The sequence below is a fragment of the Cobetia sp. MM1IDA2H-1 genome, assembly GCF_002916775.2.
GTDB lineage: Bacteria > Pseudomonadota > Gammaproteobacteria > Pseudomonadales > Halomonadaceae > Cobetia > Cobetia marina.
The window spans coordinates 2069927-2088963 of record NZ_CM133225.1; the positions used below are offsets into that span (position 1 = coordinate 2069927).

Sequence of the window (19037 nt, forward strand, 5' to 3'; positions counted from 1 at the left end):
GCCAGCACCTTTGGCAGAGGACAGCAGACGCGCACGAAAGACATCTTCAGGTCCGGCACCGCCATATAACAAATTCCAAGATCGACTCGGACGCATCCCCCATGACCCAAACAACTCCCCCTGCAGAACAACTTGTCAGAGTCCTCGCCCGCGGCGACGTTCTGGCCCTTGCCTTCGGTGCCATGGTCGGCTGGGGCTGGATCGTCCTGACCGGCGGCATGATTCAGGATGCCGGCAGCATCGGTGCCATCATCGCCTTCATCATCGGCGGCATTGCCGTCGTGCTGATCGGCCTGACCTATGCGGAACTGGCCGCCGCCATGCCCAAGGTGGGTGGCGAACACGTCTACAGCTACCGTGCCATGGGACATTTCTCGTCCTTCCTGTGCACCTGGACCATCATTCTCGGCTACCTGAGCGTGGTGTCCTTCGAAGCAGTGGCTCTGCCGACCGTCATCGAGAACCTCGCACCCGGCTATGCCGTCGGTCACATGTGGACCATTGCCGGCTGGGACGTCAAGGCCACTTGGGTCGCCGTCGGGGTCGGTGGTTCGCTGGCCATGATGGCCATCAACTACGTCGGCATCACCACCGCGGCGCTGCTGCAGAAGGTCGTGACCGGAGTGATCCTGATCGCCGGGGTACTGTTCGTGACCGGCGCCCTGTTCGAGGGGGACGTCGCCAACATGACGCCGCTGTTCACCCAGTCTGAGGGTGGCGTGACGGCTGGCATCATCGCGGTACTGGTGCTGGTGCCCTTCCTGTTCGTGGGCTTCGATGTCATCCCCCAGGCCGCCGAGGAGATCAATCTGCCCTACAACGCCATCGGCAAGGTACTGATGATGTCCGTGGTACTGGCAGTGGTGTGGTATGCGCTGATCATCCTGGCCACCAGCCTGGCACTGGATCACGACGCGCTCGTCGACAGCTCCCTGAGCGTGCCGGACGCCATGCAGGCGCTGTTCAACACGCCATGGGCCAGCAAGCTGATGATCCTTGCCGGTATCGCCGGCATCATCACCAGCTGGAACGCCTTCTACATCGGTGGCTCGCGCGCCATCTACGCCCTGGCGCATGCCGGCATGCTGCCGGCCGCCCTCGGCAAGCTGCACCCGAAACACAAGACACCGACCAACGCCGTACTGCTGATCGGCCTGCTGTCCTGCATCGCGCCCTTCTTCGGTCGTCCGGCACTGGTTTGGATCGTCGATGCCGGCGGGCTGGGTATCGTCATCGCCTATCTGTTCGTCGCGATCTCGTTCCTGATCCTGCGCATCCGCGAGCCCGAGATGCCACGTCCGTTCCGCGTGCGTCACGGCAAGCTGTGCGGTGTGCTGGCCATCCTGCTGTCCTTCGGCATGGCCTGTCTGTACCTGCCGGGCAGCCCTTCCGCACTGACCGGCACCGAGTGGATGATCTTCGGCGCCTGGATGGCACTGGGCCTGGTGATGTACGCCATCGCCCTCAAGCAATTCGGCCGTGAATACAGCGACCGCATCATGGCACCGGCCTTCACCGCTCACTGAGCAAAGGCCTCGTCATGTGACCGCCGGGCAGGTCCGTCCGCCTGCCCGGCCCCATCGGACTCGACTACCGCGAGCCGATATCAGGACAGTCCGCGCGATTCGCCAGCGCTGTCCACTCAATGAATGCACTGCACGCCAGACCGCCAGAGGAGCTTCACATGCCCCGTTCCGCCCTCCCGATCAGCGACTTCCTGAAGCGCTACGTCAACTCGGAAACCAGCAGCGACGTCTTCGTCCCGGCGCTCATTGGTACCGAGCACCGCGAGACCGGCACCACCTTCAACGTGACCAATCCGGCCACCGGCGAGCAGCTGGCCCGTGTCGCCGAGGTCAGCGCCGATGACACCCGTGACGCCGTCGCCGCGGCCGAGGCCGCCGGCAACGCCTGGAAGAAGGTGCCGGTGAAGGAGCGCTCCGCCCTCTTGCGTCGCTGGTTCGACCTGGTGCTTGAGCATCGGGAAGACCTCGCCCAGCTGATGACCCTGGAACAGGGCAAGCCGCTGGCGGAATCGCGTGGCGAGGTGACCTATGGCGCCTCCTTCATCGAATTCTTCGCCGAAGAAGCCAAGCGCATGGCCGGTGAGACCCTGCCGTCCCACGGCGCCGACAAGCGCCTGATGGTGCTGCGCGAGCCCATCGGTGTGGTGGCGGCCATCACGCCGTGGAACTTCCCGCTGGCGATGATCACCCGCAAGTGCGCGCCGGCGATCGCCGCAGGCTGTGCCGTGGTCATCAAGCCGGCCGAAGCCACCCCGCTGACCGCACTGGCACTGGCGGATCTGGCACTGGAAGCCGGCCTGCCGGCAGGTCTGATCAGTGTCGTCACCGCCATGAAGCCGATCGCCATCGGCGAGGTGCTGACCACCGACCCGCGCATCCGCAAGGTCTCCTTCACCGGCTCCACCCCGGTGGGCAAGACGCTGATGGCGCAGTGTGCCTCCACCGTCAAGAAGACCGCGATGGAGCTGGGCGGCAACGCGCCGTTCATCGTCTTCGATGATGCCGATGTCGATGCCGCCGTCGACGGTGCCATCGCCTCCAAGTTCCGCAATGCGGGCCAGACCTGCGTGTGCACCAACCGCTTCCTCGTCCAGGACGGCGTCTACGATGCCTTCGTCGAGAAGCTCGCGGCGCGGGTCGCCGCCATGCAGGTCGGCGATGGCCTGGTCGATGGCAACACCATCGGTCCGCTGATCAACGGCGCTGCCGTCAGCAAGGTGCAGAGCCACGTCGATGACGCCATCGGCAAGGGCGCGCGCCTGGTCACCGGTGGCAAGCCGCACGCCCTGGGCCACAGCTTCTTCGAGCCCACCGTGCTGGCCGATGTCACCACCGAGATGGTGGTGGCGGATGAGGAGACCTTCGGGCCGCTGGCACCGGTGTTCCGCTTCCACAAGGATGAAGACGCCATCGCGATGGCCAATGACACGCCCTTCGGCCTGGCCGCCTACTTCTACGCCACCGACTACCGTCGCATCTGGCACACGCTGGAAGCGCTGGAATACGGCATGGTCGGGGTCAATGAGGGTCTGATCTCCACCGAGCTGGCGCCCTTCGGCGGTATCAAGGAGTCCGGTCTGGGTCGTGAAGGCTCCCATCACGGCCTGGAAGAGTTCACCGAGCTGAAGTACGTCTGCATCGGCGGCCTCTGATTTTGTGAGGACGCCTCGCGACGATGCCTCGAGAGGACGTCTCACAACGTTATCCCACCACGTTTACTAGACAACGGTGGCATGGCCCACGCCATGCCACCGGCAACAAGAAAAGGAACCTGACATGAGCCACTCTCAGCTGAGCAACGAACAACTCGACGTCCTCAAGCACAAGTACGTCGCCAAGGGTGCCGTCACCGCCACGCCGCAGTTCGCCGATACCGCGCTGAACGCCGAGATCTGGGATGCGGACGGCAACCGCTGGATCGACTTCGCCGGCGGTATCGGCGTGCTCAACCTGGGTCACCGTCACCCGAAGGTCGTCGCCGCCGTCAAGGCGCAGCTCGACAAGGTCATGCACACCGCCGCGGGCGTGATCTCCTACGCCCCGTACGTGCAACTGAGCCAGAAGCTGGCCGAACTGACGCCGGTGCGTGGCCCGGAACGCAAGACCCTGCTGGTCAATTCCGGCGCGGAAGCGGTCGAGAACGCCATCAAGATCGCACGTGCCGCTACCGGCCGCAGCGGTGTCATCACCTTCGACGGCGCCTTCCACGGCCGCACCATGATGACCCTGGCGATGACCGGCAAGGTGCTGCCGTACAAGAACGACTTCGGCCCGATGCCGGGTGACATCTTCCGTGCGCCCTACCCGAACCCGATTCACGGCATCAGCGAAGAGCAGTCCCTGAACGCCATCCGCACCCTGTTCAAGACTGACATCGCACCGCACCGCACCGCCGCCATCGTCATCGAGCCGGTGCAGGGCGAAGGCGGCTTCTACATCGCCTCGCCGAGCTTCCTCACCGCACTGCGAGAGCTGTGTGACGAGCACGGCATCCTGCTGATCGCCGATGAAGTGCAGTCCGGCTTCGCGCGTACCGGCAAGCTGTTCGCGATGGAGCACAGCGGCGTCGAAGCCGACATCATGACCATGGCCAAGAGTCTGGCCAACGGCATGCCGCTGTCAGCCGTCGTCGGTACCGCCGAGGTGATGGATTCCTCCGGCCCGGGCTCTCTGGGCGGCACCTACAGCGGCAACCCGCTGTCCTGCGCCGCGGCCCTGGCCGTCATCGACGTCATCCGCGAAGAGAACATCCTGGAGCGCAGCACCCAGATGGGCGAGCAACTGGCCGCGCGTTTCGCCCAGTGGGAAGAACGCTTCGCGCATGTCGCGCACTCACGCAACCAGGGTTCCATGGCGGCCTTCGAGCTGGTGGACGCCGATGGCAAGCCGGACCCCGCCGCGACGGCGGCCGTATGTGCCAAGGCCAAGGAGCTGGGGCTGATCCTGCTGTCCTGTGGCTTCTACTCCAACTCCATCCGCGTGCTGGTGCCGCTGACGGTCGAGCCGGAAGTGCTGGAAGAAGGTCTCGACATCGTCGAGAAGGCGCTGGAAAGCCTCGCCTGATCCACGGCCTGTCATGAGACAGGCGAGCCAACCAACGGCCACCTTCGGGTGGCCGTTGTCGTTTCCAGCGCCACTCGCTGCACTGGAGGGAAACCCTGGGCCGAGAAATGAATCGCAAGCTCATTACCCATCTAACCATATAGCCAATCAACCCAAGCAGCCTTTTGTGGCAACTAATTGATTAAATTATGATATTCGCTGCATTTCTGCGTATTCCCGACCGATTCTCGCCATGCCACACGCCATCGTGAACGACGGCTGCCAGAGAGAGACCTTTCTCATCGGCAGCACCTCGAGTGACCCCTACCATGACTGACAGCAACGCCCACGACTTCAAACGCAGCATGCAGTAGCGCCACCTGGTGATGTTGTCCCTCGGCGGTGTCATCGGCACCGGCCTGTTTCTCAGCTCCGGCTATACCATTCAACAGGCCGGTCCGGCGGGGGCGGTGCTCGCCTATCTGATCGGCGGCCTGGTGGTCTATCTGGTGATGATGTGTCTCGGCGAGCTGGCCGTGCACCACCCCGAACCCGGCGCCTTCAGCGCCCACGCCACCCGCTATCTGGGCCCGGCCACCGGCTACACCGTCGCCTGGCTCTACTGGCTGACCTGGGCCGTGGCACTGGGCTCGGAATTCACCGCCTCCGCCGTGTTCATGGGCCGCTGGTTCCCCGGTGTCGAACCTTGGATCTGGTGCGGCATCTTCTCGCTGATCGTGTTCGGCATGAACATCGTCTCGGCGCGCTTCTTCGCCGAATCCGAATTCTGGCTGTCGTTGATCAAGGTCGCCGCGGTGATCGTGTTCATCGCCGTGGGCGCCGCCGCCATGTTCGGCTTCACCTCACTCTCAGGCAATACCGAGGCGCTGGGCGTCACGCGCATCCTGCAGGAGGGGGTGTTCGATCACGGCGTGATGCCGATCCTGATGACACTGCTGGCCGTCAGCTTCGCCTTCTCCGGCACCGAGTTGATCGGCATCGCCGCGGGCGAAAGCGAGAATCCCGAGAAGAACGTGCCCCTGGCGATCCGCGCCACCCTGTGGCGGCTGATCATCTTCTTCATCGGCACCATCATCGTCATCGTCGCCCTGTTGCCTCAGGACAGCGCCGGTCTCAAGGAAAGCCCCTTCGTGGCGGTCTTCCAGCTCACCGGCATCCCCTACGCGGCGGACATCATGAACTTCGTAATCATCACCGCGCTGCTGTCGGCGGCCAATTCCGGTCTCTACGCCGCCTCGCGCATGCTGTGGACCCTGGCGGACCAGAAGACGCTGCCCCGCGTGTTCAGTCGCGTCAATCAACGTGGCATTCCGGTACCCGCGCTGCTGATCACCATGCTCGGCGGTCTGCTGTCGCTGCTCTCGAGCGTCTATGCCGAAGACACCCTGTATCTGGCGCTGGTGTCGATTTCCGGGCTTGCCGTGGTGCTGGTGTGGATGGCGATCGCCGCCAGCCAGTTCAGCTTCCGCCGCCAGTGGCTGAAGGCCGGCCACAGCGCCAGCGAGCTGACCTACCGCGCGCCGCTGTATCCCATCGTGCCGATTGCCGCCTTCCTGTTCTGCGCGCTGGCGTGCATCGGTATCGCCTTCGACCCCAACCAGCGCATCGCGCTCTACTTCGGCGCGCCCTTCGTGGCGCTGTGCTATCTGGTCCACTTTCTGACCCATCGCTCGTCTACCGACGCCGCCAATCCCCCGACTCCGACCCCGCAGGAGGCCCTCGATGCCCGCTGATGCCACCCGCAATCCGCTGAGCGCCATCACCGCCCAGCAGCCCTTCCTGATCGTCGATGGCGCCCTGGCCACCGAGCTTGAGCGTGCCGGATTCGATCTCAACGACTCGCTGTGGTCGGCCAGGGTGCTGGCCGATGAGCCGCAGGCGATCGTCGATGTGCACCGCGCCTACTTCGAGGCCGGTGCCGATGTCGCCACCACCGCCAGCTACCAGGCCACGCTCGAGGGCCTGATGGCGCGCAGCCTGAGCGAGACCCAGGCCAGCGCGCTGATCCAGCGCTCGGCCACCCTGGCCGCCCAGGCCCGCAGCGAGTACCTGGCCGCGCACCCGGAGCGTCTGGACTGCCCGCCGCTGGTCGCGGCCTCGGTCGGCCCCTATGGCGCATATCTCGCCGATGGCAGCGAATACCGTGGCGGCTACGCGCTGGACCGCGCCGGCCTGCGCGACTTCCACCGTGCTCGTCTCGCCACGCTGCTCGATGCCAAACCCGACATTCTCGCCGTCGAGACACTCCCCTGCGCCGAGGAAGCACTGGCCGTGTGTGATCTGCTGCGCGATGACTTCCCCACGGCGCGTGCCTGGATCGCCTTCAGCGCGCGCAACGCCACCGAATTGAGCGACGGCACGCCGATCCGTGAGGCCGTGCGCGCCATCGCCGACTGCGAGCAGGTGGTCGCCATCGGCGTCAACTGCACCGCGCTTGAGTACATCGAATCGCTGGTGCGCGAGATTCGCGGCGAGACGGACAAGGACATCGTCATCTACCCGAACTCCGGCGAGGTCTATGACCCGGTCACCAAGACCTGGTCTGCCGCCTGTGCCGTCTCGGTAGATTCTGATGGCGACGGCTCTGACCACGACCATGACCTCGCCGGCTGGACACCGCGCTGGCTGGCCGCCGGCGCCACGGCCATCGGTGGCTGCTGCCGCACCGGCCCGGACGATATCCGCGCGCTGGCGGATCTGCGCAAGGCGCTGGGCTGATCAAGACTCTGGGCTGATACCTACGCTGAGTCCGACGCAGTGGATACACAGCGCTGAACTCCAAGCACTGAGCTCCAAGCGCTGAACTCCAGGTACTGAATCATTAGCGCTGAACACGAACGCCCTGTCCGGTCACAACACATGATCGGTCAGGGCGTTTTCGGTAGCGCCCCAGGCCCAAAATCTCTAGGATGGCAGGACACTGATGAGCGATTGCTCAAAATCATTCCGACGTGCTCTCACAGCGACCTTCAAGCTGCAATGAGGAGCGCATAAGAGATCAGCAGGAGAATCCCCATGTCACAGCTCGATATCCAGGTCGCCTACGACGTGGTCTGCCCCTGGTGCTGGATCGGCAAGCGTCATCTTGATGACGCCATCGCGCAACTCGACTTCAAGGATGAGGTGCGCGTGAACTACCTGCCCTTCCAGCTCAATCCGTGGGTGCCACGTGAAGGCATGGCGCGCGCCGACTACCGCGCGCAGAAGTTCGGCAGTGTCGAGCGTGGCGCGGAGCTGGATGCCCAGGTGGCCCAGTCAGGCGCGCAGAGCGGCGTCACCTTCCGCCACGCCCTGATGGAGCGCACGCCCAACTCCACCGATGCCCAACGCATCGTCTGGCGCCAGCAGTCCGCGGGCCTGGCGGAGCGCCCGTTGCTGGAAGCGCTGTTCACCGCCTACTTCCACGATGGCAAGGATGTGGGAGACCGTCAGGTGCTGGCCGAGATCGCAAGCCTGCACGATGAGAATCTGAGCGTCGAACAGGCGCTGACCTTCCTCGAATCCGGCGGGGGCGAGCAGGAAGTCGCCGCCCAGCAGGAAGCGCTGCGCAACGCCGGTATCCAGTCGGTGCCCAGCACCATCGTCGGTCAGTACTACGTGCCCGGCGCCCAGCCGGTGGAAGTGCTGGTGCAGATGCTCAATGAGGCGCGTGCCCAGCAGACGGATTGATCTGCCACGCACTGACGCCAAGCGCTGACGCCAAGCGCGAATGCCATGAACGGACAGACGACACGCCCTTCGCAAGGATGGCGTGTCGTTTTGCGTTCAGGCATAAAGGAAAGGCTGATTGAGGCAAGCCACGACAACAATACGACTCACGACAAGGACTTCTGCATGCCGCGCCCCATCATTCTCGATTGTGATCCCGGCCACGACGATGCCATCTCGCTGATTCTGGCCCTGAGCTCAGACGCGCTCGACGTGCTGGCCGTCACCACCAGCGCCGGCAATCAGACGCCCGACAAGACCCTCAACAACGCGCTGCGCGTGCTCACCCTGCTGGGGCGGCATGACATTCCGGTCGCCGGTGGTGCGCCCAAGCCGCTGGCGCGTGAGCTGATCATCGCCGACAACGTGCATGGCGAAAGTGGCCTGGATGGCCCCAAACTGCCGGACCCCGCCTTAGCCCCCGTCACGCAGAGCGCCATCGAGCTGATGGCCGAGAAGGTCCGTGCCTGTGAGCAGAAGGTCACGCTGGTGCCCTCCGGCCCGCTGACCAATATCGCGCTGTTTCTCTCAGCCCACCCGGAGCTACACCACAAGATCGACAGCATCGTGCTGATGGGGGGCGCGGCAGGTGTCGGCAACTGGACCCCCGCCGCCGAGTTCAACATCTTCGTCGACCCCGAAGCCGCCGACATGGTGTTCAAGTCCGGCCTGCCCATCGTGATGTGCGGGCTGGATGTCACCCATCAGGCGCAGATCATGGATGAGGATATCGAGCGTATCCGCGCCATCGACAACCCCGTCGCCCAGTGTGTCGCCGAGCTGCTCGACTTCTTCATGATCTACCACCGTGACCCCAAGTGGGGCTTCAGCGGTGCGCCATTGCATGACCCCTGCACCATCGTCTGGCTGCTGAAGCCTGAGCTGTTCACCGCTGTCGAGTGCTGGGTCGGGGTCGAGACGCAAGGCGAGCACACCCAGGGCATGACGGTGGTCGACCGTTACCAGCTCACCGGCAAGCCACACAACGCCAGGGTATTGTTCGATATCGACCGCCAGGGTTTCGTTGACCTGATCGCGCAACAGCTCAAGCGCTATCAATGACTACCGATGACTATCGATGACTACCGCTGATCGCCACGCCAGTGACACCGCGCAACAGGCGCACGTCCATAAGCACGAGCATGATTACGACTACCTCATCGTGGGCTCCGGCTTTGGCGGCTCGGTGTGCGCGCATCGCCTGACCGAGAAAGGCTATGACGTCGCTGTCATGGAGCAGGGCAAGCGCTGGACACCTGACAACATGCCCCGCTCCAACTGGCGGCTGAGCCGCTGGCTGTGGCGGCCGATGCTGGGCCTGCGCGGCTTCTTCACCATGAGCTTCTTTCGCCATGTGATCGTGCTGCATGGCAACGCAGTGGGTGGTGGCTCAATCACCTACGCGCAGACCCTGCTGGTGCCGCCCGACAAGGTGTGGGACAACGGCCAATGGGCGGGCCTCAATGACTGGCATGCCGTGATGCCAAAACACTACGCCACGGCGCAGAAGATGCTCGGAGTGACGACCAATCAGATCATCGCCCCGGCGGATCTCAGCCTGAAACGCATGGCCGCGGTCACGGGCTGTGAAGATACCTGGTACCCCACCGAGGTCGGCATCTTCTTTGGCCCCGAGGGAGAAAGCGGCACGCCGAGCGCCGGTAGCGCGCATGCAGACCCCTACTTCGATGGCGAAGGCCCAGAACGTAAAAGTTGCATCGGCTGCGGTGGCTGCATGATGGGCTGCCAATATGGTGCCAAGAACACGCTGGACAAGAACTACCTGTACCTGGCCGAGAAGTACGGCGCCCAGGTGCATGCCGAAACCAGGGTGATCGATGTCGTGCCACTCAATGGCAAGGCCGATGGAGCAGACGGCTATGCCGTGACGACGGTGCCCTCCACCTTCGCTGGTCTCTATCTGGGCCGGGGCAAGCGCCGCTTCACCTGCCAGTCCATCGTCTTTTCCGGCTCATCACTTGGCACACAGGAGCTGTTGTTCAAACTCAAGGACAAGGGTTCATTGCCGAATATCTCCAATGCCTTGGGCAAGCGGGTACGCACCAATGCGGAGTCATTGATCAGCTGTCGTATTCCGGACAGTCGCGATGACATGTCCAAGGGCATCGCCATCGGCTCCGGCATTCATATCGATGAATTCACCCATATAGAAGCCACTCGCTACCCTGCTGGCTCTGATTTCATGGGCCTGTTGTTTACCACGATGGCCAAGGGCAAACCCGGCTGGACACGCCCCTTCTCGTGGCTGGGCGCGATGGCGAAGATAGTCGCCGCCAATCCGCTGCGCGCGATGAAGTTCCAGATGCCATGGGGCTTCGCGAAGGAGACGATCATATTCCTGTGCATGCAGACGGCCGAGGGCCATCTCAACATGAGGCTGAAGCGCCTATGGTACTGGCCGTTTCGCAAGGCGCTGGTCACTGAAGGCAAGCGCATCGCGACCTTCATTCCGGAAGCCAATGACTTTGTCACTCGCGGAGCCGAGGCCATCGGTGCCATCCCCGGCAGCAATATCACCGAGATACTGTTCAACATCCCGACGACGGCGCACTGCATGGGCGGCGCGGCGATGGCAGCCACGCCTGAGGAAGGAGTCTGCGATGGGCAAAACCGAGTATTTCATTACCAGAACATGCTGATCTGTGACAGCTCGATGCTCGCCGCCAACCTGGGCGTCAATCCCAGCCTGACCATCACCGCCCTGGCGGAACATACGATGAGCCATATCCCGCGCAAGGGCTGATCTTCACAACGCCCGGTGTGGAAAGTGCTGGTGCATGAAGTGCTGTTGCAAGGGGTGCTGGCGCAGGAAGTGCTGGTGTAGAGAGAGAACGACGACTGGTATCATTGCCCGCCAACATCTCAGGCGAGGTGCATACAACGCGCGGGATCGATCAACACAGGAGCACAGCAATGAAACGGGTGTCACTTTTCACCATGGCAAACTGCCCGCACTGCCAGACAGCCAAGCAGTATCTGGAGCAGCAGAAAATCGGCTTCCGCCTGGTGGACGTCCGATCCCCCGCGGGCCAGAAGGAATTCGCCAAGACAGGCTTTCGCAGCGTGCCTGTCCTGAAGATTGGCGATCAGTTCCTGAAGGGGTTCAGCGTGAAAGGCTTCAATCAGTTGTATAAGGGTTGAGCGATATTCCTATAACCTGGGTAAATGAATACTTCTCACATACACTAAAAACAAGCATAAACCTCCTGCCCATTAACTAAGACTTACATGCAAGGCGGGTTACGTTGAGCTACATCCCCGATTTGCCCAGGTCACGTAATGTATATTAGTCAATGCGTGTAAATCTCATGACAGAGGGTTTGAGGCCATATTTCTCACACCATGTGTAGAAACGCTTGTGGTCATGGGTAATATAGAATTTAGAGTCAATTTCAGCCATAAGAACAACTCCGTAAACAGAAACCAAAAAACCATTCTCTTTAGTAAACAAAAGGCAGTCTGTTAATTGTTTTGTTGCAGCTTTTTTATTGAGGTTATTTTTTCTACACAAGAGTTCAAACGATTTACTAGCATAATCAATTGCGCCACCATTAACAAGGAAGTCCATAAAAAAATCTTGCATAAATTGAGTGGCCATAAAAGGCTTCCACTCTGTCTCTTGCTCATCTAATATAAAATTCTCATGGGGCGGATGCAGGCTCTGAGTGCAACACCCTATTGAATTGAGGGTGGTGCTTCATTGTGCTTTGCCATCAGTTCATTCATCACCTCGATAGGGCATTTGAAGTCGAAGCGTTTTCGAGGCCGCATATTCAGCTCGAAGGCAATGGCATCCAGCTCTTCCTGACTGGTCAGTGACAGATCCGTTCCCTTGGGGAGATACTGGCGAATCAGCCCATTGATATTCTCGTTGCTGCCTCTTTGCCAAGGGCTGTGAGGATCACAGAAGTAGATGGCGACGCCAGTATTTTGCGTGATAGCGGCATGCTTGGCCATCTCCCGTCCTTGGTCATACGTCAGGGTTTTTCGTGCTGCCAATGGCATTTTGTTCAGCGCGGCACTGAAGCCCTCTACGGCTGAGGTCGCAGTCGCATCATGCATCTTTGCCAGTATCAAGTATCCGCTACTGAGCTCTACAAGAGTGCCAACCGCTGAGGCATTGCCTTTTCCCTTGATCAGGTCGCCTTCCCAATGCCCAGGCATCTCGCGCTTGTCCACCTCGGGCGGGCGAAGGTGAATGCTGACCATGTCGGGGATCTGACCTCGCCGGTCCGTCTCACCACGTCGAGGCTTACGCGTACTTTTGCCATGCCGCAGGCAATGGATGAGCTCTTTGCGCAGTTGCCCAACCGGCAGCGCATAGATGGCGGTGTAAATCGTCTCGCGACAGACGTAGGCGTCTTCAAGCTTGGGTAGATTCATGCGTCGAAGCTTGCCGGCGATCTGCTCAGGAGACAAGTAGCGGCGAAGGAGGTACTCGACAAGCTTGAACCGCTCACTACCGATGGAAAGCTTACGCTTGGGCCGGCAAAAGCGCCGATGCTTGAGTCGGGACGCTTGCGCGCGTTCAGCTTGGTAGTCGTTGCCCGGCTCACTATTTCGACGAATTTCGCGGCTGATAGTGGAGGGAGAACGACTCAGGCATCGAGCAATGGCTCGGAGGCTCAAGCCTTGAGAGAGGCAAACCTGGATAGTGGCACGATCAGTAATGCTGAGTTCTGAGTATGACATGAGCGCAATACCTTACAGGGAAACTCAGGTGTTGCACTCAGAATCTGCGGCCAAGCTCTAATATCTGTGCTACTGATTCGATCATGTGCCATCTCCATGCTTATATCTTTATGTTGAAGCCTATATAAAAATTCCGACTACTATCCCACCTCATGCAACCGCTCTATATTTGCTACTAGATCGGTAAACCTCTCCCCTTGGATATGCACATGATCCTTCAGTGCCTGTTCCGCAGCCGTGGCGTCGCCAGCTTCGATGGCGGCGACTATGGCTTCGTGTTCGGCGTAGGAGCTGTGCATGCGGTGGCGGACATGAAGTTGCAGGCGGCGGTATGGCTTGAGGATGGCGTGCAGTCGCGTGGCTTCTTCGGTGAGGAAGGCATTGTGGCTGGCGCGATAGAGACAGTGATGAAAGAGGCCGTTCTCGTAGTAGTAGCCATTGGCGTCGTCGGCTTCCAGGCGTTCACGGCAGGCGGCGTGGGCGTCCTTGAGTTCCGAAAGCTCCTGCGTGGTGATGCGCCGTGCGGCGAGTCGGCCGCACATGGCTTCCAGTTCCGCCATGACTTCAAAGCGTTCCACCAGCTCCGAGACACCCAGCTGCGTCACGAAGGTGCCACGCTTGGGCACCACCTTCACCATGCCGGAGGCGGCGAGCTGCTGCAGCGCCTCGCGGATCGGCGTGCGGGAACACTGATACTCGCGGCCCAGCGCTTCGGGGTCGAGCTTGGTGCCCGGCGGGAAGCGCCCTTCGACGATGGCATCTTCCAGTAGGTCTCGCAGGCGTTGCGCATGAGACATCTTGATCATCATCGTCGTCCTTGTACTGTGGCCTGACGGCGCTTCTCTCGAAAGCGGCCCTTGAATCCCTGTGAGCCTGAGCGCTGGAACACTGGAGAGCCTGAGAGCTCGAAAGCCTGCAAGCTCGAGCGCGACGGCCTCGTCATTGCGATGATGCTTGATGAGCCATCACTGAGTCACCGCGAGCCCGCCCAGCACCACGCCGTTCTCACAGCATTCTGCCCTCGCTCTCCTGCCTCCATTGAACAGGGAAGTGGCCGTGCAGGAAACTGACTTTAGTCTAGTCATGTATGGGATTCCTTGACGCTACCACACGATGCGCCTATCTGTTGTATACAACAAGACGACGCAAATATTTAAGCTTCAGACGCCATACTGAGAGCTTGAGCAGTGAACACGTCGCTTCGTCCCGCGCCTTGAGGAACCGCCATGAACATCAATCTGAGCTTTCTGCAGGATCTGCTGACCCATGTCGGCCAGCGTGCCCGCCAGCAGGTTGGCCTCTCGCCCGGCGCCGGCAATGAAGACACCGCCCTCGCCCGCCTGACCGAGAGCTGTCACAACCTCACCGAGAGCAGCGGTGAAGCCTCGCGCATCATGATGGCCCAGCGGGCGCTTGAGGATTATCAGCAGCTGGATCACGAGCAGCGCCTCGCCTTCTTCCAGCTGCTGGCCGAGCACTACGCCGCCGATGAAGACCGTATCCACGCCGCCTACGCCGCCTATCGCGACGCCCCGGACAACGCCAATCTCAGTGCGCTGTTCGCCGCCAGTGAACCCAGACGCCAATCGTTGCTGCGCCGCCTGAACCTGTGCCCCGGCGGCACCTATGAAATCGTGCGCATGCGTGCCGACCTGCTCAAGCTCATCAAGCAGCATCCGGAATTGAAGCCGCTGGATGCCGACTTCGCGCATCTGTTCGCCTCCTGGTTCAATCGTGGTTTCCTGATGCTGGAGGCCATCGACTGGAACACCCCCGCTGCGGTGCTGGAGAAGATCATCCGCTACGAGGCGGTGCATGCCATCCAGGACTGGAGCGACCTGCGCGGGCGTCTCGACCCCGAGGACCGCCGCTGCTACGCCTTCTTCCACCCGGCCATCGGTGACGAGCCGCTGATCTTCGTCGAGGTGGCGCTGTGCAAGGGCGTGCCCAACAACATCCAGCATCTGCTCGCCAACAGCGGCCAGACCACCGAACGCGAGGCGGACACCGCCGTCTTCTACAGCATCAGCAATTGCCAGAAGGGCCTGAAAGGCATCTCGTTCGGCAACTTCCTGATCAAACAGGTGGTGCAGGAGCTGCAACGCGAACTGCCCAATCTGAGCCGCTTCGTCACCCTCTCGCCGGTGCCCGGTTTCAGTCAGTGGCTGACACGCGCGCGTGATGAAGAAGGCCTGGAAGTCTCCGACCTGCTGGCTCATCACCTGCAGCACGATGACTGGATGAATGACGAGGAGGCCCAGCAGAAGATGGCGCCGGAACTGCGCGCCCTCGCCGCCCACTACCTGGTCAACGTCAAGCACCGCAGCGGCCAGCCGATGGACCCGGTCGCCCGCTTCCACCTCGGCAACGGTGCCAGCCTGCATCGCCTCAACTGGCCGGGTGACACCTCCCCCAATGGCCGCCAGCAGGCCCACGGCCTGATGGTCAACTACCTCTATGAGCCACACCGCATCGAGCAGAACCACGAGGCCTTCAGCCGCAACGACAGCGTGGTATGCAGCAGTGAGGTCAAGAAGGAATCGAAAGCCAACAAGGAGCTGGCCAAGGCGCCGAAGCGCGAAGCCAGGAAGGAAAGCGATTCCCTATCCAGTTCGCCCCTGCCATCAAAAGGGTCCGAGCAGTCGCCCGCGACCAGATCGACCACGGATGCCAGCGACAGCAAGCCAACGCCGTCACTCGAGGAATAAGCCACTCGAGGAAAGCGTCACACAAGGAATGAGCCACTCGGCAGGCACGTCACCTGCCGGTGCACGCCTGATCAGAACGTCGCCTGCGTCAACGTCTCATGACAAACCAAGGCTCATGACAAGACAACGCCTCACTACAACAACAACGCCATTGGAGCCAATGATGTCTCACGCCAACCACGCCAACCTCTATCTGCAATTCGTGCGCAACTTCGATGAGCGCCCGGATGCCACCTTCCTCGATACCGTCGAAGGCCACGGCTACACCTTCGCCGAGGCACGCAGCGCCGCCGGTCAGATGGCCACCGCGCTACGCGAGCTGGGCGTGACCCCGGGCGACCGCGTCGCGGTGCAGATCGACAAGAGCTGCGAGACCGTCATCCTGTATCTGGCCTGCCTACAGGTCGGCGCGGTCTATCTGCCGCTGAATACCGCCTACACCGGCGAGGAAATCCGCTACTTCCTGGGCGACGCCGGCCCGCACCTGTACGTCTGCCAGCCCAAGGTGCTGGAGACGGCACGCGCACTGGGCAAGGAATGTGATGTGCCGCGTGTCGAGAGTCTGGGCACCGAGCAGGACGGCACCCTGATGGAGCAGGCCCGCCAGTGCAGCGCAAGCAGTGAAATCGAGCCACGCGCCGCCGATGATCTCGCCGCCATCCTCTATACCTCCGGCACCACCGGGCGCAGCAAGGGCGCGATGCTGACCCACGCCAATCTGGCCTCCAACTGTCAGGCGCTGGCCGAGACCTGGCGCTTCACCCGAGATGACCATCTGATCCACGCCCTGCCCATCTTCCACACCCACGGCCTGTTCGTGGCCTGCAACATCGTGCTGACGGTGGGCGCCTCGATGACCTTCCTGCCGAAGTTCGATGCCGAGCAGATTCTGGATCTGATGGCGCGCTCCAGCGTGCTGATGGGCGTGCCGACCTTCTACACCCGCCTGCTGGAATCCGAACGCCTCAATCGCGAGACGACCGCCGGCATGCGACTGTTCGTCTCCGGCTCCGCGCCGCTGCTCAGCGAGACCCACAGTGAGTTCAGTGCACGTACCGGCCACGCGATTCTCGAGCGCTACGGCATGACCGAGACCAACATGAACACCTCCAATCCCTACGACGGCGAGCGGCGTCCCGGCACGGTGGGCATGGCGCTGCCCGGCAGCGAAGTCCGCATCACCGACCGCGAGACAGGTGCCACCTTGCCGCGTGGCGAGACAGGGCTGATCGAGGTGCGCGGTGCAAATGTCTTCAAGGGCTACTGGAAGATGCCGGAGAAGACCGCCAGCGAGTTCCGCGAGGATGGCTTCTTCATCACCGGGGATCTCGGTCATATCGATGCCGATGGCTATCTGTGCATCAGCGGCCGCGACAAGGACCTGATCATCTCCGGCGGCTACAACATCTACCCGAAGGAGGTGGAGCTGCTGATCGATGACATGCCCGGCGTCAACGAATCGGCGGTGTTCGGCGTGCCCCACCCGGACTTCGGCGAAGGTGTCTGCGCGGTGGTGGTCATGCAGGCCGGCCACCAGGGCAGTCTCGATGAAGCGGCGGTGCTCACCGCCCTCAGCGACAAGCTCGCCCGCTACAAGCAGCCCAAGCGCGTATTCTTCATCGATGGCCTGCCACGCAACGTGATGGGCAAGGTGCAGAAGAAACAGCTGCGCGAGGAATATGCACAGCTGTTTGCCCCTGAGCCGGCCCGCTCACACGCCTGAACGACAGCCACCGGAGCGTCTATCTCGTCATTCATCAAGACGTTCATCAAGACGCTCATCGAGACAACCGGCTTGAGGTATCAAGCAACATGAACCTGCCGGCAGCCGATCACGCCAATCGTCGCTGCCGGTAGCCCCTCTCACCCTTGAACTAACGAGTGATATTGACCCGCAAGACCCTGACATGTCGGCAGAGGATGGACATTCGCTGTTCGCCCATCTGCCGACAAGGATTCACGCCTGCAACACGCTTGAATTCTCGTGGTACCTGAAACGCCACAACACAAGCAACGCCAAAAAAACGCGACAGACAACAACAAGAAGGTAATACGCCATGGTGATCTACGGAGTTGCCCTGCTGGCAGGGTGCATGATGGCCGGTCTCGTGATCGGTGATCTGCTCGGAGAAATGCTCAATATCGATTCCAATCTCGGCGGTGTCGGCATCGCCATGCTGCTGCTCATCTTCATCACCGGTGTGCTGAAGGACCGCGGCAAGATGGCCGACAGCACCTCCAGCGGCATCAATTTCTGGAACGCGATGTACATCCCCATCGTGGTCGCGATGGCCGCCAGCCAGAACGTGGTCGCGGCCTTCAGCGGCGGCATGGTCGCGCTGGTCGCGGGCGTGCTGGCGGTGGTGCTGGGGCTTGCACTCGTTCCTCTGCTGACCGGCAAGCGGCCGGAAACCGCACTGGAAGAGGCTCCCCTGCCCGACGAGAACCGCCCCAGAACCTCAGTGACGACAGGCGCCCCGGTGCTGGATCGCAGTCGCCATGCCTCCCCCACTCCTGCTCACAAACACTGAGGGCTGACCCATGATCGATTCACTCGTCCATCTCTTCGACAAGTATCATCTGGTCGCTGCCTTCGCCGTGATCGGACTGGCGATGTATGTCGCCTACTGGATCAGCAACAACCTGACACGCGGCAAGCTGCACGGCTCCGCCATCGCCATCATCCTCGGCCTGGTGCTGGCCTACGTGGGTGGCGCAACCACCGGCGGCAGCAAGGGGCTCTCGGATGTCACGCTGTTCTCGGGGCTGGGCCTGATGGGGGGCGGCATGCTGCGTGATCTCGCGATCATCGCCACCGCCTACGGGGTCAATCTCAAGGAAATCCGTCAGACCGGCTTTCGGGGTGTCATCGCGCTGTTCGTCGGCGTGCTGATCTCCTTCGTCGCCGGTGGTGGCGTCGCCATCGCCTTCGGCTATACCGATCCTGTCGATATCACCACCATCGGTGCGGGCGCGGTCACCTACATCGTCGGCCCGGTCACCGGTGCCACGCTGGGCGCAAGCTCCGAAGTGGTCGCGCTGTCGATCGCCGCCGGCCTGGTGAAATCGATCCTGACCATGGTCGCCACGCCAATGACGGCGCGCCTGATCGGGCTCGACAATCCGCGCTCCGCGATGATCTTCGGTGGCCTGATCGGCACCACCAGCGGTGTCGCGGCGGGCCTCGCCGCCACCGACGCCCGCCTGGTGCCCTACGGTGCCATGACCGCCACCTTCTACACTGGCCTGGGCATCCTGCTCGCCCCGACGGTGCTGTTCCTCGCGGTACGTGCGGTGATGTAAGCATCGCTCTGACACA

At 61.9% G+C, this 19037-nt stretch carries 16 protein-coding genes; 13 read left to right on the plus strand and 3 right to left on the minus strand.

The window, feature by feature from the left end; translation table 11 throughout:
- The first annotated feature begins 101 nt into the window (after nt 1-101).
- The 9 genes from BOH68_RS08835 (at nt 102) to BOH68_RS08875 (ending at nt 11459) form a co-directional block, all read left to right on the plus strand.
- On the plus strand, nt 102-1526 hold the full coding sequence (locus BOH68_RS08835) for an APC family permease (protein WP_077376097.1): 1425 nt from the start codon (nt 102-104) through the stop codon (nt 1524-1526).
- A 158-nt stretch (nt 1527-1684) separates the two neighbouring features.
- Nucleotides 1685-3178, plus strand: a complete 1494-nt coding sequence (locus BOH68_RS08840) for an NAD-dependent succinate-semialdehyde dehydrogenase (protein WP_077376094.1) — start codon at nt 1685-1687, stop codon at nt 3176-3178.
- Between the two features lie 124 nt (nt 3179-3302).
- Nucleotides 3303-4589, plus strand: coding sequence for a 4-aminobutyrate--2-oxoglutarate transaminase (gene gabT, locus BOH68_RS08845; RefSeq protein WP_374700411.1), 1287 nt, complete (start codon nt 3303-3305; stop codon nt 4587-4589).
- A 365-nt stretch (nt 4590-4954) separates the two neighbouring features.
- On the plus strand, nt 4955-6322 hold the full coding sequence (locus BOH68_RS08850) for an amino acid permease (protein WP_258038293.1): 1368 nt from the start codon (nt 4955-4957) through the stop codon (nt 6320-6322).
- Nucleotides 6312-7307 (plus strand): homocysteine S-methyltransferase, encoded by a 996-nt coding sequence (gene mmuM / locus BOH68_RS08855; RefSeq protein ID WP_077376090.1) that lies wholly within the window; start codon nt 6312-6314, stop codon nt 7305-7307. The genes BOH68_RS08850 and mmuM overlap by 11 nt, the downstream gene beginning before the upstream one ends.
- Before the next feature lie 297 nt (nt 7308-7604).
- Nucleotides 7605-8258 carry a DsbA family oxidoreductase gene (locus BOH68_RS08860; RefSeq protein ID WP_077376087.1) on the plus strand — a complete coding sequence of 218 codons (654 nt, stop codon included), beginning with the start codon at nt 7605-7607 and terminating at the stop codon, nt 8256-8258.
- Nucleotides 8259-8423: 165 nt separating this feature from the next.
- Complete coding sequence (rihA, locus tag BOH68_RS08865) at nt 8424-9359, plus strand: pyrimidine-specific ribonucleoside hydrolase RihA (protein ID WP_077376084.1); 936 nt, start codon at nt 8424-8426, stop codon at nt 9357-9359.
- A 16-nt stretch (nt 9360-9375) separates the two neighbouring features.
- Nucleotides 9376-11061, plus strand: a complete 1686-nt coding sequence (locus tag BOH68_RS08870) for a GMC family oxidoreductase (RefSeq protein WP_077376081.1) — start codon at nt 9376-9378, stop codon at nt 11059-11061.
- A gap of 170 nt (nt 11062-11231) precedes the next feature.
- Nucleotides 11232-11459 carry a glutaredoxin family protein gene (locus tag BOH68_RS08875; protein WP_077376078.1) on the plus strand — a complete coding sequence of 76 codons (228 nt, stop codon included), beginning with the start codon at nt 11232-11234 and terminating at the stop codon, nt 11457-11459.
- 145 nt (nt 11460-11604) lie between these two features.
- Here the strand turns inward: BOH68_RS08875 and BOH68_RS08880 are convergent, their stop codons facing one another.
- The 3 genes from BOH68_RS08880 to BOH68_RS08890 all read right to left on the minus strand — a co-directional run bounded on the left by BOH68_RS08880 (nt 11605) and on the right by BOH68_RS08890 (nt 13816).
- On the minus strand, nt 11605-11916 hold the full coding sequence (locus BOH68_RS08880; protein WP_139345460.1) for a hypothetical protein: 312 nt from the start codon (nt 11914-11916) through the stop codon (nt 11605-11607).
- Between the two features lie 77 nt (nt 11917-11993).
- Entirely contained in the window at nt 11994-13010 is a 1017-nt protein-coding gene (locus tag BOH68_RS08885; protein WP_077376075.1) for an IS30 family transposase, read from the minus strand.
- A 140-nt stretch (nt 13011-13150) separates the two neighbouring features.
- The gene (locus tag BOH68_RS08890) at nt 13151-13816 is read right to left on the minus strand and encodes a GntR family transcriptional regulator (protein WP_077376072.1); all 666 of its coding nucleotides are present in this window, start codon (nt 13814-13816) and stop codon (nt 13151-13153) included.
- A 420-nt stretch (nt 13817-14236) separates the two neighbouring features.
- On the opposite strand from BOH68_RS08890, the gene BOH68_RS08895 reads away from it, so the two are divergent.
- The 4 genes from BOH68_RS08895 to madM all read left to right on the plus strand — a co-directional run bounded on the left by BOH68_RS08895 (nt 14237) and on the right by madM (nt 19021).
- A complete protein-coding gene (locus BOH68_RS08895) occupies nt 14237-15718 on the plus strand; it encodes a malonyl-CoA decarboxylase (RefSeq protein ID WP_077376069.1) in 1482 nt (493 codons plus the stop codon).
- A gap of 163 nt (nt 15719-15881) precedes the next feature.
- Nucleotides 15882-17441: a malonate--CoA ligase gene (locus BOH68_RS08900; protein WP_077376066.1), complete on the plus strand. Its 1560-nt coding sequence runs from the start codon at nt 15882-15884 to the stop codon at nt 17439-17441.
- A 334-nt stretch (nt 17442-17775) separates the two neighbouring features.
- Entirely contained in the window at nt 17776-18249 is a 474-nt protein-coding gene (gene madL, locus BOH68_RS08905) for a malonate transporter subunit MadL (protein WP_077376063.1), read from the plus strand.
- Between the two features lie 10 nt (nt 18250-18259).
- Complete coding sequence (gene madM / locus BOH68_RS08910) at nt 18260-19021, plus strand: malonate transporter subunit MadM (protein WP_077376060.1); 762 nt, start codon at nt 18260-18262, stop codon at nt 19019-19021.
- The last annotated feature ends 16 nt before the right edge of the window (nt 19022-19037 follow it).